19 protein-coding genes are annotated in these 19,730 nt (G+C 66.4%); 5 read left to right on the top strand and 14 right to left on the bottom strand.

The features are described 5' to 3' along the window. Positions 1-13 precede the first annotated feature (13 nt). From ACYQ4T_RS24580 to ACYQ4T_RS24545, 8 genes are read right to left on the bottom strand one after another with little or no spacing between them, the layout of a single operon-like run. Positions 14-421: an acyl-CoA thioesterase gene (locus tag ACYQ4T_RS24580; RefSeq protein WP_459859265.1), complete on the bottom strand. Its 408-nt coding sequence runs from the start codon at positions 419-421 to the stop codon at positions 14-16. Next, positions 418-2,115: a glycosyltransferase family 2 protein gene (locus ACYQ4T_RS24575; RefSeq protein ID WP_459859264.1), complete on the bottom strand. Its 1,698-nt coding sequence runs from the start codon at positions 2,113-2,115 to the stop codon at positions 418-420. Before ACYQ4T_RS24575 ends, ACYQ4T_RS24580 begins: the two co-directional genes overlap by 4 nt. Then, the gene (locus tag ACYQ4T_RS24570; protein ID WP_459859263.1) at positions 2,112-3,803 is read right to left on the bottom strand and encodes an AMP-binding protein; all 1,692 of its coding nucleotides are present in this window, start codon (positions 3,801-3,803) and stop codon (positions 2,112-2,114) included. The genes ACYQ4T_RS24575 and ACYQ4T_RS24570 overlap by 4 nt, the downstream gene beginning before the upstream one ends. Continuing rightward, the gene (locus ACYQ4T_RS24565) at positions 3,800-4,381 is read right to left on the bottom strand and encodes a COG4648 family protein (protein ID WP_459859262.1); all 582 of its coding nucleotides are present in this window, start codon (positions 4,379-4,381) and stop codon (positions 3,800-3,802) included. Before ACYQ4T_RS24565 ends, ACYQ4T_RS24570 begins: the two co-directional genes overlap by 4 nt. Further along, a complete protein-coding gene (locus tag ACYQ4T_RS24560; protein ID WP_459859261.1) occupies positions 4,362-4,610 on the bottom strand; it encodes an acyl carrier protein in 249 nt (82 codons plus the stop codon). The genes ACYQ4T_RS24565 and ACYQ4T_RS24560 overlap by 20 nt, the downstream gene beginning before the upstream one ends. After that, positions 4,597-4,881: a phosphopantetheine-binding protein gene (locus ACYQ4T_RS24555; protein WP_459859260.1), complete on the bottom strand. Its 285-nt coding sequence runs from the start codon at positions 4,879-4,881 to the stop codon at positions 4,597-4,599. The genes ACYQ4T_RS24560 and ACYQ4T_RS24555 overlap by 14 nt, the downstream gene beginning before the upstream one ends. Then, positions 4,874-5,650, bottom strand: coding sequence for a lysophospholipid acyltransferase family protein (locus ACYQ4T_RS24550; RefSeq protein ID WP_459859259.1), 777 nt, complete (start codon positions 5,648-5,650; stop codon positions 4,874-4,876). Before ACYQ4T_RS24550 ends, ACYQ4T_RS24555 begins: the two co-directional genes overlap by 8 nt. Next, the gene (locus ACYQ4T_RS24545) at positions 5,640-6,329 is read right to left on the bottom strand and encodes a beta-ketoacyl synthase chain length factor (protein WP_459859258.1); all 690 of its coding nucleotides are present in this window, start codon (positions 6,327-6,329) and stop codon (positions 5,640-5,642) included. The genes ACYQ4T_RS24550 and ACYQ4T_RS24545 overlap by 11 nt, the downstream gene beginning before the upstream one ends. Before the next feature lie 246 nt (positions 6,330-6,575). On the opposite strand from ACYQ4T_RS24545, the gene ACYQ4T_RS24540 reads away from it, so the two are divergent. Further along, positions 6,576-7,259, top strand: coding sequence for a 4'-phosphopantetheinyl transferase family protein (locus ACYQ4T_RS24540; RefSeq protein WP_459859257.1), 684 nt, complete (start codon positions 6,576-6,578; stop codon positions 7,257-7,259). Between the two features lie 4 nt (positions 7,260-7,263). Here ACYQ4T_RS24540 and ACYQ4T_RS24535 read toward each other — a convergent pair whose 3' ends face one another. Next, on the bottom strand, positions 7,264-7,866 hold the full coding sequence (locus ACYQ4T_RS24535; RefSeq protein ID WP_459859256.1) for a hypothetical protein: 603 nt from the start codon (positions 7,864-7,866) through the stop codon (positions 7,264-7,266). Between ACYQ4T_RS24535 and ACYQ4T_RS24530 the strand changes: the two genes are divergently transcribed. Genes ACYQ4T_RS24530 through ACYQ4T_RS24515 form a run of 4 tightly spaced genes read left to right on the top strand, consistent with a single transcriptional unit; the run spans position 7,850 to position 12,072 of the window. Continuing rightward, the gene (locus ACYQ4T_RS24530) at positions 7,850-8,863 is read left to right on the top strand and encodes an alpha/beta hydrolase (protein ID WP_459859255.1); all 1,014 of its coding nucleotides are present in this window, start codon (positions 7,850-7,852) and stop codon (positions 8,861-8,863) included. The genes ACYQ4T_RS24535 and ACYQ4T_RS24530 overlap by 17 nt on opposite strands. Before the next feature lie 11 nt (positions 8,864-8,874). Continuing rightward, positions 8,875-11,106: a propanediol/glycerol family dehydratase large subunit gene (locus ACYQ4T_RS24525; RefSeq protein ID WP_459859254.1), complete on the top strand. Its 2,232-nt coding sequence runs from the start codon at positions 8,875-8,877 to the stop codon at positions 11,104-11,106. Continuing rightward, a complete protein-coding gene (locus ACYQ4T_RS24520; RefSeq protein ID WP_459859253.1) occupies positions 11,096-11,521 on the top strand; it encodes a diol dehydratase small subunit in 426 nt (141 codons plus the stop codon). Before ACYQ4T_RS24525 ends, ACYQ4T_RS24520 begins: the two co-directional genes overlap by 11 nt. Before the next feature lie 50 nt (positions 11,522-11,571). After that, positions 11,572-12,072, top strand: coding sequence for a DUF1236 domain-containing protein (locus tag ACYQ4T_RS24515; protein WP_459859252.1), 501 nt, complete (start codon positions 11,572-11,574; stop codon positions 12,070-12,072). Here ACYQ4T_RS24515 and ACYQ4T_RS24510 read toward each other — a convergent pair. The 5 genes from ACYQ4T_RS24510 to ACYQ4T_RS24490 all read right to left on the bottom strand — a co-directional run bounded on the left by ACYQ4T_RS24510 (position 12,069) and on the right by ACYQ4T_RS24490 (position 19,625). Then, entirely contained in the window at positions 12,069-12,413 is a 345-nt protein-coding gene (locus ACYQ4T_RS24510) for a cupin domain-containing protein (protein ID WP_459859251.1), read from the bottom strand. The two genes, ACYQ4T_RS24515 and ACYQ4T_RS24510, sit on opposite strands and share 4 nt — an antisense overlap. A gap of 2 nt (positions 12,414-12,415) precedes the next feature. Continuing rightward, positions 12,416-14,383: an NAD(P)-binding protein gene (locus tag ACYQ4T_RS24505; protein ID WP_459859250.1), complete on the bottom strand. Its 1,968-nt coding sequence runs from the start codon at positions 14,381-14,383 to the stop codon at positions 12,416-12,418. Positions 14,384-14,394: 11 nt separating this feature from the next. Beyond that, positions 14,395-16,458 (bottom strand): oxidoreductase, encoded by a 2,064-nt coding sequence (locus tag ACYQ4T_RS24500; protein WP_459859249.1) that lies wholly within the window; start codon positions 16,456-16,458, stop codon positions 14,395-14,397. A 72-nt stretch (positions 16,459-16,530) separates the two neighbouring features. After that, a complete protein-coding gene (locus ACYQ4T_RS24495) occupies positions 16,531-18,138 on the bottom strand; it encodes an MBL fold metallo-hydrolase (RefSeq protein WP_459859248.1) in 1,608 nt (535 codons plus the stop codon). After that, positions 18,135-19,625 (bottom strand): thymidine phosphorylase family protein, encoded by a 1,491-nt coding sequence (locus ACYQ4T_RS24490; protein ID WP_459859247.1) that lies wholly within the window; start codon positions 19,623-19,625, stop codon positions 18,135-18,137. The genes ACYQ4T_RS24495 and ACYQ4T_RS24490 overlap by 4 nt, the downstream gene beginning before the upstream one ends. Positions 19,626-19,730 lie beyond the last annotated feature (105 nt).

The following is a 19,730-nucleotide window of genomic DNA, read 5'->3' as shown; positions in this document are numbered from 1 at the left end:
CGGCATGCCGGCATCACATCAGCGCGCGGATCTTGTCGGTCAACGCGGCGGGGCATTCGAAGCAAAGCTCGAAGCTCTCCGCCTTCAACGCGACCTGAACGCTGGTCGCCCTGGTGAGCACCTCGCGCGTGCCCGCGTCGCGGCACAAATAGGCGATCTTCAGCCGGTTCTCGTATTCGACGACCTCCGCCGCGATCGCGACCCTCTGCAGCAGCCGGATGGGTTTCACGTATTTGATGCGCAGGTCGACGATCGGCCAGACATAGCCCGATGCGTTCATTTCCGGATAATTGTAGCCGATCTTGTCCATCAGCTCCGACCGCGCCTGCTCGAGGTATCGGACATAGGTGCCGTGCCAGACCACGCGCATCGGGTCGACGTCGCCGAACTGGGTGGTGATGGTGATCTCCGCGGAAATCATTGCTGCCGCACCGCCTTGTGCTCCGCCCAGAAGTCGAAAAAGTTGTACCATTGATATGGATCTCTCAGCGCATAGTCTTCGAGCAGCCGGGCAAACGCCGCAGTGTGGTTCTGCAAGGCGCCGGCGCGATCCCCTCGCGGAAGGACGATTCGGTCGGCCAGCTTGTGGACATCCAGCCGGTAGCGTCGACCTGTTCGCAGGCAGAATAGCGCATAGACCGGGCAGTCGAGAAGCGCAGCGAGGACGTAAGGACCCTGAGCGAAGCCGGCCGGTTGGCCGAGAAAGGGCACCATGGAGACATGGCGATCGCCGGTGATCGGCGTACGATCGCCGGCGATGACGATCCAGCTGCCGCCTTCGACCTTTTCGCGCAGGGCAATCGCGGCTGCCGGGCCGAGCTCGGAGACCTGCATCATATCGACCACCGCCTCGGGTCGAAACCGCCCGAGCAGCCGGCTGTAGTTCTGCGCATGGCGGGTATGGACGAGGATGGTGAGGCGCTTGCGCGTTTCGTCATCGAGTACAGCCCTGGCCAGATCGACGCTGCCCTGATGAGAGATGACGAATATGGCGCCATGAGGGCTCGCTTCCGCTTCGGCCAGGACCGCCGCCTCGCCGCGGACGACCATCTCCGCGCCGGCGCCCCCGGTCCAGGCGATGAAGGTGTCGAGCGTCCGCGTGGCGAAGGAGAAGAAATGCCGGTAGCCGTCCCAGAAGCCCGGCGATCGCGCGCGGCCCGAGCGCGCGAAGGCGCGGCGCAGGAAGTCGCGCGAGGCACGGCGCTGCTCGGACCCGGTGCAGTAGAAATAGAAGACGATGGGTGCCAGGGCCACCAGGCAAGCGGTGCGGCCGAGGAGGCGATAGGCGGCGGCGCAGAACAGCAGTCCGAGAAAGGCGCCGCGCTCCATCATCCAGGCCCAGTGCCGCGGCGTCTCGATCGCGGGCGGACGGTTGGCGAGGATCTTCGGCAGGTTGAACAGCAAGGAGAACACCAGGCGCGTGTGCATTGCGCTGATGCGGAGGTTGTCCCGCAGCATGCGGAAGTTCGAGCTGTTCTCCGGCGGATAGATGACGCGCACCGGGATCGAGATGAAGGGCGCGCCGGCCCAGAACAGGCGGACCGCGATTTCGGTATCGAACTCCATCCGCGCGCCGACGCGAGTCCCCTGCGCCGACAGCTTCTCGACCGCCGCCAGCGGGTAGATGCGAAAGCCGCACATCGTGTCGGGAATGCGCAGCGACAGGGTTTCGACCCAGACCCAGAAATGGGTGATCCAGCGGCCGATCTTGCGCCCCAGCGGCACCGAACGGTCGTAGACTGCCTGGCCGGTGACGACGGCATCCGGCCGTTGTCGGGCACGCGCGAGAAATTGCGGAACCGCGTCGAGGCCGTGCTGGCCGTCGGCGTCGAGCTGCAGGGCGTGGGTGAAACCGCGCGCTGCCGCGACGGCGAGGCCATGCATCACCGCCGCGCCCTTGCCGCGGTTGCTCTCGAAGCGGACGAGCTCGACGCCTTCGCTGGCGGATTGCAGGGCCGCGAGCTCGCGGCGGGTGATCGCGTCACTGCCGTCATCGATGACGATGACCGGCAGCTTATCGGCCTGGAGCCTGGCGATGATCGTGCGCAGCGCCCGCCAGTGGTTATGCGTCGGGATGACGGCGCAAGGGCGGAAATCGGGTGCGGCGGCGTTCATTCGGGCGCTTCGAGCTTCAAGGCGCCCGAACTCAAGATGCTCTGGTCCTGCCGGTACTCGAACTCGACCTGCTGCCGATCCGGATTCCGGAGCAGCTTCAGCGTGATCGACGAGGGCGCCGTCGTGATCCGGCGAAACTTGATCTGAAAGGCCTTGCCGACGTCGATCGGCGCTTGGAGATAGCGCGCGGCATAGCGGACCGCCCAATCGATCTGGGCGACGCCCGGCAGCACCGGAAAATCCGGGAAGTGGCCGCGCAGCTGGACCAGCTCGGCCGGAATGAAGAGATCGAGCTCCACGCCGCCGTCGATGGCGCGCATTCCGGTGAGATCGGGCTCGGTCGGATCGGCAATGGCTTGGAACAGCGCCCGGATGTCCTCCTGCCTGCGCTTGCCGAGCACGGCTTCCGGCAGGCTCTCGAGGAAGCGCCAGCGCCGCGGCAAGCCGCTCGGCGCGATGGTGCGGGCGAGTTCGCCCCGCAACCGGCGCCCGAGCCGGAAACTGCCAATCTCGTTCAGGATGTGCCTGCCCTCGGCGCTGAGCACGAGCGCAGCGCCCAGGCTCTCCGGCTCGGTCTGCAGGCCGATCACCGCCGCATCGGCGACCAGGGGTGACTGGAGCAGCTTCCGCTCCAGCTCCGAGAGGCTGACGCGGATTCCCTCGATCTTCATCACGCGATCCGCACGGCCACGCAGATGGAAGGATCGCTCGCCCGCCGGCACCATCATGTCTTCGGTCTCGAGCCATCCATCCGCCGCATTTCCATGCATATGCGGCGACCGGACCGCGAGCCGGCCATCCTCGCGCTGCTTGATCTCCACATTGGCGAAGGCCTGCCAGGGGCGAAGCGGCCCGGTGCGATGGCGGTAGGCGATGACGCCGGTCTCGGTGCTGCCGAAGATGTCGGTCACCGGGGTGCCGAGACAGGCGGCCGCGGCGGAGGCCGCTTCGTCGGAAAGCGCGGCGCCGGCCGAGAGCACCAGCTGCGGCTTGCGATCGGCGGGCATGGGCGCCGGCGGCAGGCGCGTGAGATGGGCCGGACTCGTCACCAGGATCGTATCCGGCGAGAGATCCGCCGCCACGCTCTCCCAGTACTGATGGGTCGCGCCGCCGATGCGCCAACCGGCGCAGAGCGGCCATACCAGCCGGAAGGTCAGGCCATAGAGATGATGATAGGGCACGGTCGAGACGATGGTGGCGGGGCGCAGCGACGAACCGAGCGTCGCTTGGATCTCCCCGGCTTCCGCTTCCATATCGGCCAGGGTCTTCCCGATGCGCTTGTGCTCGCCGGTCGATCCGGCGGTGTAAAGTTCGAGCCGGGTGGCGGCGGGATCGAGGGCATCGAGACCCGCGGGCGATTCCTTGCCGGGCTCGAGACCGAAGCCCGCCCCGGTCTCCGCGAGGATGCAATCGGCGCCCCATCGATCGCGGCTGTCCGGCTGCAGGTTGGGCGGGAAAATCGCGGTCGCCTGCGCGTGGTGCAAGGCCAACAGCCCGACCGCCGCCCAATAGCAGTCCTGCGCGGCGAGCAGCCCGCGCTTGCAGCCCAGGCCGCGCAACCGCGCCGCATTGTGGGCGACATCCCGGCGAAAGTCGCCGAAAGTCACAGCTCTTCCCGAGGTGGAAGCGATGACCGTCCCGGCATCGCGACCTTCGGCCAGCAGTCTCGAGAGCGGAAGGAAGCTCATGGGCGTTTCCGGCCTTCCAGGAAGAGAAGGCGATAGCCGAATTCCCCGGCGAAGAGCAGCCCGGAGATGAGGTAGGAGAGGAGGCCGGTCCAGATGGCCCAGCCCATCAAATCGCCACGCGCGACCAAAGCCGTTGCGATCGCCGCATTGGCTGCCAGCCAGACCGCCCAGATGACGGTGACGTTCCGGCAGTACCGGATGGCGGTTTCCGGCAGATGCGGCCGGGTCAGGCGGGCGAAGCGCTCGATCAAGCTGGGCGGCGAGACCAGAGTCCAGCCGAAGACCGATGCGGCGGCCAGGCTGCAAACCACCGGATAGGCTTCCCGCGCTACATTCTGATCCAGGAGGGCGATCGCCACCGTCAGCGCCGCGGAGATCAGCAGCGGAACCCGCCAGAGCCGCGCCACCGATGGGCGCAGCACCATGATCTGCAAGCCTAGCAGCAACAAGGCGGCGGTCACGAAGGCACTGGCGGGCAGACGGTCGCGATAGAAATAGACGGCAAAGGGATAGGCGATACCGGCGGCAGCGGCTGGTCCGATCGCGAGGATCCGCGCCTTACTCGGCCAGAATCGCATTTACCCGGTCAAGAACATCCCCGACGGTGCGAACGGTCTTGAATTCCTCTGGCTTGAGCTTGCGCTCGGTGATCTCTTGCAGCTTCACCATCAGGTCGACCGCATCGATGCTGTCGAGGTCGAGATCCTCGTACAACCGCGCCTCCGGCGTGATCTTCTCTTCCGGAATCTCGAACATCGCATGCAGGTGAGATTTCAGCTTCTCGAACAGCTCGTCAGCCGACAACATTCGCCCCATCCCCATGCTGAGCACGGATGAACAGCGCAAGACTTCTTACGGTCCTGAAATGCGCCTTAACTTCGTCCGTAATATTCTCGATCTTGATCCGGTACTTCTTTCGAATGGCAACGCCCAGCTCCAGGGCGTCGATCGAATCCAGTCCCAAGCCGTCCCCGAACAGAATCTCATCGCTGTCGATATCCTGCGGCCGAAGCTCTTCCAGCTTCAGCGCATCGACGATCAGCTGTTTGATTTCCTGCTGCAATGCCAATTCATCCACGCGACAGAATCCCCGTGTAATAGGTCTCCAGGCGTTTCACCACCGCCCGCGCTGCGAGCGGCCGCGACAGGCCTTCACCGATATCCCTGATACTCACTATATCGCCGACTGTCACAGAGAAATGCGGCCGGCGCGACGGGACGCGCCACCACTTGTCGCTCTTGGTGAGATACAGGGGCGTGCAGCGAATCGCCACGGTCTGGATGTCGGCGCCGCTCAGCAGGGCGATGTTGGCGACGCCGCGGTGAAAGTGGAACGGCTCGCCGGGCAGCGAGCGGGTTCCCTGCGGGAATATGATCAGGTTGGCGCCGTCGCGCATGGCCGCCTGGCAGGCCGCCAGCAGTGCATCCGGCTCGAGATCGTTGCGGATATAGCCGGCATGGCGGACGACGCCGCCGAGATAGCGGTTGTTCCAAAGCTGGTGCTTGACGATGCACTGGACCTGCGGGATCAGCGCCATCAGCAGCACGACGTCGAGGAGGGTCGGATGGTTGGCGACCACCACATGGCCTTCGATCCGCTTCAGCGCGTCGGTGCCGCTGACGTCGATCTCCAGCACCCGCAGCGCCTTCAGCATGCCGAGATAGCACAGGAACAGCCGGCGGATGACGCGCCGCGTCCGCCTGTGCCGCTGCGCCGGATCGGGCGTGAGGAGGCCGAGCAGGGGAAACAGCGTCAAGGCGGCCAGCGCGCCGCCGCCGAAGAAGACGGCAAAGGAGAACCCGGTCGCGAGCGCCCGCCAGGTCTTGTCGATGCGCTCAATCAGCACGGAGCCACCGCCAGGTCATTCTGCGGCCGATGGAAACCGCCGCAGCTTCGCCGCTGAGCAGGAAACGCAGGAAATCCAGCGCCGCCGCCGTCGTCGATATCCCGGACCGGGGCGGTGCAGTGGTGGGAGCGGGCGCAAAGGCACAACGCGGCTTCCCGCTGCCTGCAGGCTCGAGCCGTACCGCGACGACCAGGGGCAGCGCGTCGTCCGGTGCGTCGAGCGCGCGATACTCCTCCGGCAGGGCGTCGTCGTAATAGACCAGCAATGCGGGCTTCGCGTCCGCGGCGACGTAAGCGGCCGCCTCCATGAAGCCGAAGCCGAAGGTATCCACGCCCGCGGCGACGGCGGTATGGCCCTCGCGATTGCCGGTGTGAATGGAGAGCAGGCCGGCCAGGGCATGATGGACCGACATGCTGAATTCCGTGGGCGAGGGTGTTTCGCCGGCGGCGATCGCTCCCAGGATGCCGACGGTCCGGCCGAGCTCGCCGTGCCGGGATGCAAAAATGTATCGGCTCGGCGTGGCACCTGCACAGCCGAGCGCGGCCGAGATCGCGCGCTGCGCGAACGTGCCGATCCGGCGGCGCAACATTGCCGGCAGCGTCGCCGAGGCCCATTCAGCGCGCGCGGAATGCGCATGCGCCGCACCGGCCCAATTTCGCCAGGCCTCGTGGGTCTCCAAGCCCGGCGCCCATGCCCGCCAATCGGCAATCGTGAAACTAAGAGCCGTCACGTTCAGGATTGCTCGAAAATCGATGCGCGTGCGGACGCGGCACGATCGATCCGCCCTTTCCCAGCGTTAACCATCCCCACTTTGGCCCAAGCACCATTTCGTTTTTGTTGATGCCCTGTATAGTGTCTTTGGCCGACAGCGGCAATGCGCGCGGTAACAATTCACAGTTAAGACACGCCATGCTTGTGGGAATGGTTGTTTAGCGCGGTTTCAGGCCTGCACCTGGGCTTGATGCGCGTGGATTCCCCGGCAGCCTTGCAAGCGATTCCGCGCTGGAGCACTGACGAAGACCGTCACAGCAGCGTGCGCCCGGCCAGTCTCCTCTGCCGCGCCCTGCTCCGCGGCATGCTCGCGGAAATCACCCAGTCGCCCCCCGATGCATGGCGGTTCTCCAAAGGGAGATCAGGCGCGCCCGTCGCCGCGCACCGGAGCGGGCAACCCGCGCCGGCGATCTCGCTCTCGCATTCCGGACCTTGGGTGGCCATCGCTGCCACATTTGCCGGCGCAATCGGCGTTGATGTCGAGCAAGCCCGCGGCGGACGAGACCTCGGCGGAATTGCCGAGCGCGCCTTCGGCCGGCAGGAGCGCGAGGCGGTCGGTCGTTTCGGCTCGCCCCGTTTCTACGCGATCTGGACGCTGCGGGAGGCGATCGCGAAGGCGACGGGCAAGGGCCTCGAGATGGCGGCTGACCGCCGGGACCGCGTTCCAGACGGGCCGACCGGTTCAGCGCGGTGGATGAGGATGGATGACGTCGATTGGTGGCTGATGCACGAAAGCCCTGCGCCGGAGGTCAGCTTCGGCCTTGCATTTCGCCCGGCTGCGGGCCGGCCCCGATCCGAAGCGGTGCAGCTGCACTGGTGGCCGGGCGAAGAAGCCTGAAGCCCTACTTTCCAAGCTTGACGATCGTTCCCTTGAGGGCCACGCCGGCGACGAAACCGCCGGCGTGGCACTCGTATTCGGTTTCGCTGGAGAAAACCTGCTTGCGGTAGTAGCTGACAATCTCGATTACCGCGTCGCCGCCCAGCTCGTGGGCGCGCTGGTTGAGCTGCTTCAGGGCTGAGATCATGGTGTAGGTGCAGGCTTCCTCATCCGGCCGGCCGAAGGAGTTGCCCTTGCGGTTGGTCACCACCTCGCCGTAGTCCTGCACCGCTGCGGGATGCGGTTGGCCGGCGAAGTAGAAGGCGACGTCGCCGGGGACGTTCTCCGCATAGCGCGGGTCCTTCTTGACGTCATCGATCTTCAGCAGGTAGCGCGTGTTGCGCGCCGAAGCAGGCTCCGAGGCCGTCCAGCTCAAAGCAAGTGCGGCAAGCAGGAGAACCGTCCAACGACGAATCGATCGCAGCATCTGAGGCATACCTGTTGTTTGCGTGCGCCGTGTTGCAGCCTCGCTCACCAGACCGAATGTGGTCAATTGCCCTTTATATTGTCGAATGTTATCAAATCCGTCTGGGGATATCGTCAGGTCAAGAATGCCGCGCATCAGCATCCTGTTTTTCGCGCTCTTGGCCTTGGCCGGCTGCGCGCCACGCATTCAGGACATCGGCCCGCCCATCGATCCGCCATCCTTCAGCGATACGGTGTTCCACACCGCCGACGGCGTGGATCTGCCGGTCAAGACCTGGGTGCAATGGCATGGCGACGCATCCCGCGCGCCTGCCGCTGTCATTCTCGCCCTCCATGGCTTCAACGACCATTCCGGCGGCTTGGCGCTGCCGGGCAGCGGCCTCTCCCGCCGGGGCTTTCGAGTCTATGCCTATGACCAGCGGGGCTTCGGCGAGACGCCGCAGCGCGGCATCTGGCCCGGCAGCGAGCAGCTGATCGGCGATCTCAAGACCGCAGTCCGGCTTCTGAAGCAGCGCTTCCCGGATCTCCCGCTCTACGTCCTCGGCGAGAGCATGGGGGGATCGGTAGCTCTGGCAGCCGCCGTCGAGCAGGATCCGCCGCCGATCGACGGGATGATTCTGGTGGCGCCCGCGGTCTGGGGCCTGCAGACGCAGAGCAGCTTCAACCGCAACGTTCTGGAACTGGCGGCCCATGCGGTGCCTTGGATGACGGTCGTTCCGACCGGCCTGCGGGTTCGCGCTTCGAGCAGCAACCGCGCTTTGATCGCCATGGCGCGCGACCCGCTGGTCATCAAGGAGACCCGGGTCGATGCGGCCTATGGCCTGGTGGACCTGATGACCCGGGCCTATGACGCGGCCGGAAAGTTGAAGGCGCCGCGCTGCCTGATCCTCTATGGCGCCAATGAGGCGATCATGAGCCGCAGCGCGGTCTCGATGATGCTTGAGCGCCTTCCCGAGTTGCCGCCCAGCCAGTTGCGGGTCGGGCTCTACGCCAAAGGCTATCATCTCCTGTTGCGCGACTGGATCGCGCTCAGCGTCTATGACGATATCGCCGCCTGGATCGCGGATCCCGCCAAGCCGCTGCCGAGCGGCGCCGACGTCAAATCCAGCACCGGCGCGGAAGTGTTGCAGCCGGGATAGCGGAGGCCTTGATGACACGGTCCAAACGGTTCGAGAAGCGGGAGGAACGCGCGGTCAACCGCGACACTTTCGTGCAGGAAGAGCCCAGCCTTGGCCTCACCGTCATGGACAGTCCGAGCGATCCCAAGCCCGGTATCCGCTTGGAAGATGGCCGGGTGGTCGAGATCGACGGCAGGCCCGAAGCCGAGTTTGATGTGATCGACCGCTATATCGCGCGCTATGCGATCAACACTAAGACCGCGGTCGAGGCCATGGACATGGACTCGCTGCAACTCGCCCGCATGCTGGTCGACATCAACACGCCGCGGGCGCGGCTGGTACAGTTGCTCTCGGGCTGCACGCCGGCCAAGCTCTGTTCGATCGTCTCGCACCTCAACGTGGTTGAGATGATGATGGCGCTGCAGAAGATGCGGGCGCGGCGCCGGCCCGGCAACCAGGCGCATGTGACCAACTGGCGGGAGAATCCGGCATTGATGGCGGCGGACGCCGCCGAGGGTGCGTTGCGCGGCTTCGACGAGCTCGAGACCACTTGCCGGGTTGCACGCATGGCGCCGTTCAACGCGCTTGCGATACTCGTGGGCTCGCAGACGCCGCGCGGCGGCGTGTTGACCCAATGCGCGGTCGAGGAGGCGCTGAACTTGCGCCTGGGGTTGAAGGGGCTCACCTCCTATGCCGAGACCTTGTCGGTCTACGGCACCGACGAATCGATGCGCGATGGCGACGACACGCCCTGGTCGAAGGGCTTCCTCGCGTCTGCTTACGCTTCGCGCGGGATCAAGATCCGCTTCACCTCGGGCACCGGCTCGGAGACCCTGATGGGCTACGAGGCCGGGCGCTCGATGCTCTATCTGGAAGCCCGCTGCCTGATGCTGGCCAAGGGAGCGGGGGCACAGGGCGTGCAGAACGGCTCGATCTCCTGCGTGGCCTTGCCGTCGGCGCTGCCGGGCGGCGTGCGGGCGGTGCTGGCGGAGAATCTCATCGCCGCGGCGCTCGGACTCGAGGTCGCATCGGGCAACGATGCGATGTCATCGCATTCCGATATGCGCAAGGCGGCGAAGCTGATGCTGCAATTCCTGCCGGGCACTGATTTCATCACCTCGGGTTACAGCTCGATGCCGCGCAAGGACAACATGTTCGGCGGTGGCAATTTCGACGCCGACGATCTCGACGACTGGATGATCATCCAGCGCGACATGCGGGTCGATGCCGGGATCGAGCCGGTGCACGAGGCCGAGGTGCTGGCCGCGCGCCGCCGCGCCGCCCAGGCGATCCAGACGGTTTTCAAGGCGTTGGGCTTCCCGGAGATCCGCGACGACGAGGTCGAGGCGGCGACCACTTGCTATGCTTCCGACGACATGCCGGAGCGGGACCTGGTGAAGGACCTGGTGGCGGCCGATGCCTTCCTCGACGGGCCGTTGACCGCCCTCGACGTGGCGCGGGCGCTGGACCAGGCCGGGTTCAGCGACATCGCCGAGAACATCCTCGGCATGCAAAGGGTGCGGGTCGCCGGCGAATACCTGCAGCCGGCCGCGGTGCTGACCAAGGGCTTCGCCACCGAGAGCGCCTTCACCGACGGCAACGACTATCTCGGCCCCGGCACCGGCTTCCGCCTGGAAGGCGAGGAATGGCGCAAGATCGCCGCCATCCCGCAGGCGCGTTCCGCCGAGGAGATGGTGCCGATCTCCAGCGGCAAGGCCGGCATCCAACTGCATGAGAAGGGCGTGTCGAAGGTCGGCGCGGAATCCGAGGTCGTGGTGGCGCTGGGGCCAGCTTTCGCTTCCGGTCTCGACACCACGCTCTGCGGCCTCACTCACGGCGAGGTTCTGCGCGAGATCGTCGCCGGGATCGAGAGCCAGGGAGTTAAGGCACGGATCGTCAAGGTCTTCGCCACGGCGGATTGCGGCCTGATCGGGCATGAAGGCGCGCGGCTGAGCGGGTCCGGCATCGCCATCGGGCTGCAGTCCAAGGGCACCGCCGTCATCCAGCGCAAGGGGCTGGCGCCGCTCAACAACCTGGAGCTCTTCGCCCAGGCGCCTTTGCTCTCGCGCGAGGCCTATCGCCAGATCGGGTCGAATGCCGCGAGCCACGCCCTGCGGCGGCCGGCATCGCCGGTGCCGGTCAAGGTCGACAACATGGCGCGGCTGCGGCTGATCGTGCACGCGCTGCTGATGCATAAGCGCGAGGTCGCCTGCGTCGAGCGCGACCGGCCGGCCTGCGACCTGGAGATTCGGCATGACGCGTGAGCCGGAGGAGAAGGATCCGCGCCGCAAGATATCGCGCGCCGATCCGGCGGCGCTGACGCTGGAGCAGTTGCGGGCCGGCAAGATTCTGCCGGACGATGTCACGATCAGCCGCGAGACCTTGCTGGCGCAGGCCGCACGGGCGGATGCGGAAGGCTATCCGCAATTGGCCCGGAACTTTCGCCGCGCCGCGGAGTTGACCGCGATCCCGAACGAGGTGCTGCTGCAGACCTATGAGAAGCTCCGGCCTTATCGCAGCACCTATTATGCGCTGCTGGCGATGAGCCAGGAAATCTCTGCCCGCTACGATGCGCCGGAGACCGGCGAATACATCCGGCAGGCGGCCGAAGCCTATCGGGCCAAGGGACTGCTGGCGCCGGAATCAGATGACGCGGCTGTGACCAAGCCGATGGAATGAATCCGCGTCTCGGTCGTTAACACCGGATGGCTGTTTTCAGGTGGAAACACATGCGAATGTTGCTGCCCATACTCGTCGGACTTGTCCTCGTCGAACTGGGTCCTGTCGCGCCTGCAGCGGCGCAATCCGAGCCCGGTGCCGCGCAACCCGCGGGCCCCAGCGTGGCCGACATCGTCATCGATGAGGCCGCGCGGCACATCCTGCGCAACTACTATGAGCGCAACGCCAATGCCTGGGTGATCGCCCATCCGGATGACTATGATGGCGGTGGGGGCAACGGCAACAATAAGAAGAACAAGAAGAACAAGCACAAGGATATCCCGCCCGGCATCGCCAAGAAGGGCAGCTTGCCGCCGGGCATCTACAAGCAGCTGGTGCGCAACGGGCGGATTCCGCCCGATGTGCACTATCACCAACTGCCACCCGATCTTATCGTGCAGCTGCCGCCGCTCGCGCCAGCCTATCAGTATGTCATCGTCGACGATCGGGTGCTGCTGATTCAAGCAGCGACCAGGGCCATCATGGACGTCCTGCAGGTCCCGGCGCTTTAACCGGGCAACAGGACGTAGACCTTCCGCAAAGTCTCGGTCACGGTCCAGACCGTCTGCTCGCCGGCATGCAGGCGCGCGACGGCGCCGGGCTCGAGCGAGATCTTGCGGCCGTCCTGAAACTCGACGGTGGCGGCACCGGCGAGCACGGTCAGGATCTCGTCAACCTCGACATCGCGCATCACGCCCGGCGTCATCTCCCAGACGCCGACCACGGTGCCGCCGAACTTCTCGATCTGCACCGAACCGGTCTTCGGCGCGCCGCTGACGCGCTGCTCCGCGGCGACGTCGCTGAGCGGAATCTCGATCTCGCGGGCTGCGACCTTCTGCCAGTTCTCGATCATGCTTAAAGTCCAATCTCTTCGCGCGGCGGGCCGGGGAAGTCGGCGAAAGCCGGTAAGTTGCCGGGGTCGCCCAGCAGCTCGCGCACGGCACGCGCTGCCTGGTCGATGGCCGAATGCGCATAGGCATAGGCGCCGGAATCGGAGTTGGCTATGGCGATCCGGCCCCAGGGCTTGCGCGCCTTCACGATCGGCAGTTCGCCGTCCGGCCAGAAGGCGTCCCAGGGGCGCATGTATTCGTAGGCATAACCGTGGGACCAGCGGTTGCAGGTGATGGCCTCGATGTCGCGGGCGGGATCGAAGCCGCCGTCGGCCAGCGCCCGGCCGAGCATGTCGCGGATCTGCCGTTCCATCTCCTCGAAGCTCATCTCGACCAGGCTGCGCCGGCCGGCCAGGGCCTGCTCGCGCGCCGAGACGCCGCGCTCACCGGAGACGACGACCTTGGAGAGATGCAGCAGCACCGGATCGTCGGGCGCCTGGGCGAACTTGTATTCGCCGATGCTGACCGGGTAGTCGATCGCGGCGCCTTCCCAGAAGCCGGACGGCATCTCGAAACCCGCGATGCCCAGCTTCTCGAAGGCGCGCCAGTTCTTGATCAGCACGTTGGTGTAGATCAGCGGCACCTTCTGCTGGTCCTGCAGTGCCGCGACCTGGTCTTCGCCGAGTTCGTCGGTGAGGTAGGGGATGACGCGGTGCCAGCAGGCCAGGACCACATGGCCGGCCTGCACGGTCTTCAGTTTCTCATTCTCGACATAGGTGACGGTCACCGACTTCGCGGCATCCGGTGCCCCATCATGCTTCACCTTCACCACGGAAGCGTTGAGGCGCAGCCGCACGGGATCGCCGGCGACGTCGAGCTTGTCGTAGAGCGCGGCGGTGGTGGCCAGGCTTTCCATGCCGGCGCCGGGCAGGGCGCCGGGGATCAGCGCGCGCACCAAGGCGCGGGCGAGCCCGGCATTGCCGTCGGGGAAGTGATAGATGTATTCGTCGGGGTCGGTGAGGGCGAGCCGGCCGCTGGGGCTCATGGTCTTGTAGGGCTGCTCGCCGAGATCCATGGCGTCAAAACCGGGATTGCCGTTGCCCCAGGCATCCGCCGCCGTCACGCCGTCGATGCCGACGCCCAAATAGGCCTGAGTAGAGGACTGGAAGAAGTCGACCAGCTGCTTGTCGTAGCCGCAGATCTCGGTCAGGAACTTCTCGTAGGTCGTCTCGGAGAGAATCTTCAGCGCTTCCTCGCGCGGCTTGCCGTCGAGATAGTCCCGCGGGTCGTCGAGCAGCTCGATCAGATCGCGCTTGGCCTGGTCGTTGAGCGGCGTCAGCGGCACCCAATCCGCCGCCTTCTCGGTCATCTTGACCAGCTTGTCGGCGCCGAACACTTCCTTGGCGAAGAAGACCGCCTCGCCGAGGCCGCGTTCCTCGCTCCATCCGGCATCGTAGTAACTCTCGAACTTGCTGGTCTCGATGCCGATGTCCTTCAGCAGCGCCTGGACTGCCGGCGTGAAATAGCTCGGGCTTTGCAGCGACTCCGAGCCGCCGTAGCCGATCAGCTTGGCGCCGTTGCCGGCGGTGAACTCGTTGCGTCTCGCATGACCGCCGAAATCGTCGTGGTTCTCCAGGATCAGGACCTTGGCCTTGCCGCCGGATTGCTGGCGATAAAGGAAGGCGGCGGCCAGGCCGCTGATGCCGCCGCCGACCACGACCAGGTCATAGGATTCGCCGCTCGCCTCGGGCGCCCCGGCCTTGTCCCAGAACGACCCGTCGCGGATCGCATGCATGACGTTCATGGCGCCGAGGTTGTGCCCGCGCACGCCGGTGAGCGATGGCGGATAGGCGGCATTGTCGGCGCGGGCGCCGCGGATACCGAGGCTGCCGGCGCCGATTGCCACGGCGCCGAGCGCCACGCCGTCCAGAAAGTCGCGCCGGCTGATGTTGCAGTCCATGCCCAGCGCGCGGTCCTTCGGCGACATCGTCATGACTCTCCCCCTCATTCGAGCGCCATCAGCTCGCGTTTGAACGGCACTTCGTCGTTGCGTGGCGGCGCATCCATTTCCCGCGCAGTGCGATGACCAGAATAGACCGCCGCGGCGATGGTCGACGGCGACAGGCAATCGCCGATCCGCGTCAGCGACGTGATGCCGGCATCCTTCAGTCGCCCGGCATCCGCTTCGAGTTCACGGTAGAGACCGTCGTTCGGCAGCCGCATGGTGACCAGCACCAGGGAAGCGCAGGGCAGGCTGCGTTCGCGGCCGCTGCCGCTATGCGCGATGCGGATCTCGTTCTTGCCGGCGCCGGCGATCTCGTGCTTCTCGACCACGTTGACGCCGATCTCATAGAGGCGGGCCTCGACCCAAGGCTGCTCCAAGGTGTTGGAGGCCCAGCTCGAGACATCCGAAGCCGGCGTCACCAGGGTGACGTCAAGGCCTTGCTGGCGCAGCTGCTCGGCCAGGACGCCGCCCATGTAATAGCGATCGTCGTCGTAGACCACGACCGGGCCGGGGATGGATCTCCCGGCGAAGACGTCTTCCGGCGTGAAGACGGCGACTTGGTCGAGGCCGGGAATGGCAGTGTCGTGCGAGCGGCCGATCCCATCCCGCCGCCAGCGGGCGCCGGTCGCCAGCACCACGCGTGGAAAGCCGTAGTCGAGAATGTCGGCGGCGGTGAGCGCACTCCCGAGATAGGTCTCGACATTGGGCATGCGCTGGATCTGCAGCACCCGGTAGTCGCGGACCCGGCCCCACGTGGCGAGACCGGCCAGGCGGCTCTCGTCATGCACCCGGCCGCCCAGCACCTCGCGGCCTTCGGCGAGAGTCACGGCATAGCCGCGGTTGCCGAGCGCGCGCGCCGCTTCAAGACCGGAAGGCCCGGCGCCGACGATCAGCACGCGGTCGTCAGAGCCCTTGGCCGGGATGATTTCCGGATGCCAGTCCTTGCGCCATTCCTCGCCGATGGTCGGGTTCTGGGTGCAGCGCATCGGCACCATGGTGAAGTCGGAGGTCACGCACATGTTGCAGCCGATGCATTCGCGGATGTCGTCGATCCGGCCTTCCTCGATCTTCTTCGGCAGGAAGGGATCGGCGATCGAAGGCCGCGCCGCGCCGATGAAGTCGAGGATGCCGCGCCGGATCTGCGACACCATGGTGTCGGGCGAGGTGAAGCGGCCGACGCCGACCACCGGCTTGGTGGTGAGCTTCTTCACGAAGGAGATGAACTCTTCCTGCGACCCTTCCGGGCCGAAGCGCGAGGGCATGGAATCGCGCTGCCAGCTGCGGATGTTCACGTCCCAGAGATCGGGGAGCTCGGCCAGGGCCTCGACGATCTGGCGCGATTCCTCCATGTCGGGCTTGCCGTCCGCGCCGATCTGCTCGTCCACGACATAGCGGAGCGCCACGGCAACGGTATCGCCGACCGCCTCATGGGTATCCACGAGCACCTCGCGCAGCAGGCGCATGCGGTTTTCGAGACTCCCGCCGTATTCGTCGCCGCGCTTGTTCCGGCGGTTCAGGAAATCGCCGTTCAAGGAGCTGCCGGCATGGCAATAGATGGTGATGAGGTCGAAGCCGGCGCGTTTCGAGCGCAAGGCGGCCTCACGGTGCCAGCGGCGATAGTTGCGGATGTCGGCGCGGTCCATCGCGCGGGCCTGCACCGGATAGTCGCCGGCCCAGACCGGGGTGTGATCGACGGCGAGCGGGACTTCCCGGCTGTAGAGGCAGGCATCGCGCGGGCCGGTATGCGAAAGCTCGATCCCGGCCAGCGCGCCATACTTGTGCACGCCCTCGTTCATCTTGGCGAAGACCGGGATGTCGCGGTCGTCCCAGAGCCGGCCCTCGACCAAAGGCGACATGTCGCCGGAAGGATGGATGTCGGTCTCTTCGGTGCAGATCACCGCCCAGCCGCCCTCGGCCTTCATGCGGCGCATGGCGGCCATAGAGCTTGGGAAGCTCATGCCCATGCCGTTGCAATGCGGGACCTGGAAGAAGCGGTTCTTGGCGGTGACAGGGCCGATCTGCATCGGCTGGAACAGAATATCGTAGCGTGGATCGCGCGGCATGACTCCCCCGTGGCCGGATTCGCGGCCGCATCTTGGCGTATGGCGCGCGAAGCCGCCAGAGCGTCCGACGCACTATTCGTTCAGCGCGTCGCGGAGGCGCCGGAGCAGGACCTGGCGGCTGCGTTCATCCGCCGCCTTCGCCAACCGGGCCTGCAGATCGATGAGGAAGCTCGCATAGTCGTTATGCCAGTCGCGGCCGACGCGGATCGCGGCGATCGCCGCCGGGTCGAGCCGCGCCGGCTTCTCGGCCTCGGCCACCCGCGGCGTCTCGGCCGGATGCAGAATGAAGGTCTGGTCGAGCTGCGGGATCACCACGTCAGCCTTCGCGAGTCCCTTGGCCAGGATGCCGTCCTTCAGCGCCGCAAGCGCGGTCTCCTCGCCATGGGTGATGAAGACGCCGCGGAAGACCGGCAGCCGCGCCTCCAGCCAGGCCATGAGCTCGGTGCGGTCGGCATGGCCGGAATAGGTGTCGATGCTGAGGATCTTGGCGGCAACCTTGACCTCCTGGCCGTGGATGCGGACCGAAGTCACGCCGGACTTCAGCAGCGCGCCCATGGTGCCCGGCGCCTGGTAGCCGACCAGCAGGACGGTGGCGTCGCTGCGCCAGAGATTGCTTTTCAGGTGATAGCGGATCCTGCCCGCATCGCACATGCCGCTGGCCGAGATGATGATGGCGCCGCCGGCAATGCGGTCCAGTGCCATGCTCTGCTCCGCCGTGGTGACGTAGTGGATGTGCGGCGCCTGGAACGGGTCGGCAATATCCGCCGGCAGGCGGAGCGCGCCGCGAAAGCGCCGGAACACCTGGGTCGCCCCCACCGCCAGCGGCGAATCCAGGAAGGTCGGCATGGCCGGAATCTCGCCGCGTGCGGTGAGGGCGATGAGATCGGCCAGCAGCTCCTGGGTGCGTTCGACCGCGAAAGCCGGGATGATCAGGTTGCCGCCGGTGGCGCGCGCCTGGTCGATGACGGACTTCAGCACCGCCCGCCGTTCGTCGTCGTTGAGGCGCGGGCGGTCGCGATCGCCGTAGGTCGCCTCGATGACGACATAGTCGAAGTTCTCGGATCCTTCCGGGCCGGAATGAAACGGCTTGATATCCGGCCCGACATCGCCGGAGAACAGGATGCGCAGCGTCCGCTGCCTCGGATCGTCGGTGACGACCTCGAGCTCGATCGAGACGGCGCCGAGGATATGGCCGGCGTCGCGGAAACAGGCGCGGACCCCCGGCATGACCTCCGACCAGCTGTCCTGCTCGAGCGCGCTCAGGCGCGGCAGCATCGCTTCGGCGTCGGCGCGGGTGTAGATCGGCTCCACCTCCGGGCGCCCGCGGCGGGCGTTGCGCTGGTTCAGGCGCTGCACCTCGCCTTCCTGGATCGCGCCTGAATCCGGCAGCATCCATTCGAGCAGGGCGTTGGTCTCCGCCGTGGCGATGATCCGGCCGGTGAATCCGGCGCTGCAGAGCTTCGGCAGCAGTCCGGAATGATCGATATGCGCATGCGTCAGCAGCACCACGTCGATCTTGGCCGGATCGAAGGGCAGGGCTCCGTAGTTCAGCTCGCGCAGCGTCTTCGGCCCTTGGAACAAGCCGCAGTCGATCAGGACCCGGCCGCGCGGATGATTCAGCAAATAGCAGGAGCCGGTCACCGTTCCGGCGGCGCCGCAAAATTTCAGGGAGATCGTCATGATGGCGCGCTCAAGGTGAAGCCGGAATCCTGGCCGGCCATTCCGGTTGCGAAGCGGAAGTCGGTCGCATGCTCGGCGTGAATGCGATAGAGCGGCTCGCCGGCCTCGACCGGGCTGCCGACTTTCTTGAAGAGATCGACGCCGGCGCCCTTGTCGGTCGGCGCCCCGGCGACCCGCGCGATTCGCGCGATGCGATAGCAGTCGATGCCCGTGACCACGCCGGAATGTGGCGCCAAGACGTCCTCGACCATCGCCCCGGGAGCGACATGGGGCGAGGGGCCTTGGGCGGCGATGATGCGCTCCATCTGGCGCGCGGCGGCGCCGGTTTCCAGGAGCTCGCGGGCGCGCTGGCTGCCCTTGCCGCCGCGCAAGGCGGGATCGAACTCCAGGATACGCCCGGCGAGCAGCAAGGCGCGGTCGCGCAGGTCGCCGGGTGCCGTGGGATCGGCGTGCAGCACGCGCAGCACGTCGCGCGCCTCCAGGGCCGGGCCGACGCCGTTGCCGATCGGCTGGCTGCCATCGGTGATCTCGACCTGGAGCGAGAGCCCGATCTGGTCGCCGACGAACTCGAACAGCTTGCGGAGGCGGATCGCTTCGGCGAGCGAGCGCACCTTGGCGGAGGGGCCGACGGGAATGTCGATGACCAGATAGCTCGATCCGGCGGCGAGCTTCTTCGAGAGGATCGAGGCCACTAGCTGCTCGCGGGTGTCGATGCCGAGCTGCCGCTCGACCGAGATCAGGATGTCGTCGGCCGGCGAGAGGTTCACATGCCCGCCCCAGACGATGCAGCCTTTGACCGCGCGGACGATGTCCTGCATCTCCTCGGCGCTGATCTCGACCCGCGCCAGCGCCTCCATCGTATCGGCGGTGCCGGCCGGAGAGGTGATCGCGCGCGACGAGGTCTTCGGGATCGCGAGCCCGTGCGCGGCGACGATCGGCACGATGATCATCGAGGTGCGGTTGCCGGGGATGCCGCCGACGCAGTGCTTGTCGACCACGGTCTGCTCCGGCCAGGCGAGGCGGTTGCCGACCGCGGCCATGGCGCGGGTCAGCGCCAATACTTCCTCGGTGGTGAGGAAGCTGGCCGAGGCAATCAGGAAGGCGGCGATTTCCATCTTCGAGTAGCGGTTGGCGACGATGTCGCGGATGACCGATTCGAACTCGGCATAGCCCAACCGCGCGCCGGTGACCTTGGCGCGGATCGCTTCGCGGCTGGCCGGCGGCCCGGCCTGGGCGACGGCGACATCGCTGCCCTCCGGCAGGCCCAGTTGCCGGAAGGCCTGTTCGGAGAGGCCGAGCTCATCCGGGTGGAGCAGCTCGGCGTCGTCGCAGATGTTGAGCACCGCCAGGACCGAGCGGCCGTTGGCCGAGACCTCGATCTTGGCCAGGCCCTGGAACTTCTCGGCGCGGTAGATCGGGCATTCCCGCGCGAGATAGACGACGTTCTCGCGCGGCGTGTCGATGGCGACTCGACGCAGTTTCAGCATGTCATTCGGACTTCCCGGCCTCCGGCTGCACTGATTCGAGCCGGATATCGGCGGCCATGCTTTGATCATGGTCAATCCAGAGCCGGGACCGCAAACAAAAAAGGC

Source organism: Dongia sp. agr-C8, from assembly GCF_054658695.1.
Note: the sequence above shows the minus strand (reverse complement) of the source record. Positions and strands in the feature narration are given on the sequence as shown.

What these genes read in the sequence shown, in the direction of transcription:
- ACYQ4T_RS24580 (WP_459859265.1), bottom strand. Translation starts at nt 421, where the DNA reads ATGATTTCCGCGGAGATCACCATCACCACCCAGTTCGGCGACGTCGAC.
- ACYQ4T_RS24575 (WP_459859264.1), bottom strand. Translation starts at nt 2,115, where the DNA reads ATGAACGCCGCCGCACCCGATTTCCGCCCTTGCGCCGTCATCCCGACG.
- ACYQ4T_RS24570 (WP_459859263.1), bottom strand. Translation starts at nt 3,803, where the DNA reads ATGAGCTTCCTTCCGCTCTCGAGACTGCTGGCCGAAGGTCGCGATGCC.
- ACYQ4T_RS24565 (WP_459859262.1), bottom strand. Translation starts at nt 4,381, where the DNA reads ATGCGATTCTGGCCGAGTAAGGCGCGGATCCTCGCGATCGGACCAGCC.
- ACYQ4T_RS24560 (WP_459859261.1), bottom strand. Translation starts at nt 4,610, where the DNA reads ATGTTGTCGGCTGACGAGCTGTTCGAGAAGCTGAAATCTCACCTGCAT.
- ACYQ4T_RS24530 (WP_459859255.1), top strand. Translation starts at nt 7,850, where the DNA reads ATGCCGCGCATCAGCATCCTGTTTTTCGCGCTCTTGGCCTTGGCCGGC.
- ACYQ4T_RS24535 (WP_459859256.1), bottom strand. Translation starts at nt 7,866, where the DNA reads ATGCTGATGCGCGGCATTCTTGACCTGACGATATCCCCAGACGGATTT.
- ACYQ4T_RS24525 (WP_459859254.1), top strand. Translation starts at nt 8,875, where the DNA reads ATGACACGGTCCAAACGGTTCGAGAAGCGGGAGGAACGCGCGGTCAAC.
- ACYQ4T_RS24520 (WP_459859253.1), top strand. Translation starts at nt 11,096, where the DNA reads ATGACGCGTGAGCCGGAGGAGAAGGATCCGCGCCGCAAGATATCGCGC.
- ACYQ4T_RS24515 (WP_459859252.1), top strand. Translation starts at nt 11,572, where the DNA reads ATGCGAATGTTGCTGCCCATACTCGTCGGACTTGTCCTCGTCGAACTG.
- ACYQ4T_RS24510 (WP_459859251.1), bottom strand. Translation starts at nt 12,413, where the DNA reads ATGATCGAGAACTGGCAGAAGGTCGCAGCCCGCGAGATCGAGATTCCG.
- ACYQ4T_RS24505 (WP_459859250.1), bottom strand. Translation starts at nt 14,383, where the DNA reads ATGACGATGTCGCCGAAGGACCGCGCGCTGGGCATGGACTGCAACATC.
- ACYQ4T_RS24500 (WP_459859249.1), bottom strand. Translation starts at nt 16,458, where the DNA reads ATGCCGCGCGATCCACGCTACGATATTCTGTTCCAGCCGATGCAGATC.
- ACYQ4T_RS24495 (WP_459859248.1), bottom strand. Translation starts at nt 18,138, where the DNA reads ATGACGATCTCCCTGAAATTTTGCGGCGCCGCCGGAACGGTGACCGGC.
- ACYQ4T_RS24490 (WP_459859247.1), bottom strand. Translation starts at nt 19,625, where the DNA reads ATGCTGAAACTGCGTCGAGTCGCCATCGACACGCCGCGCGAGAACGTC.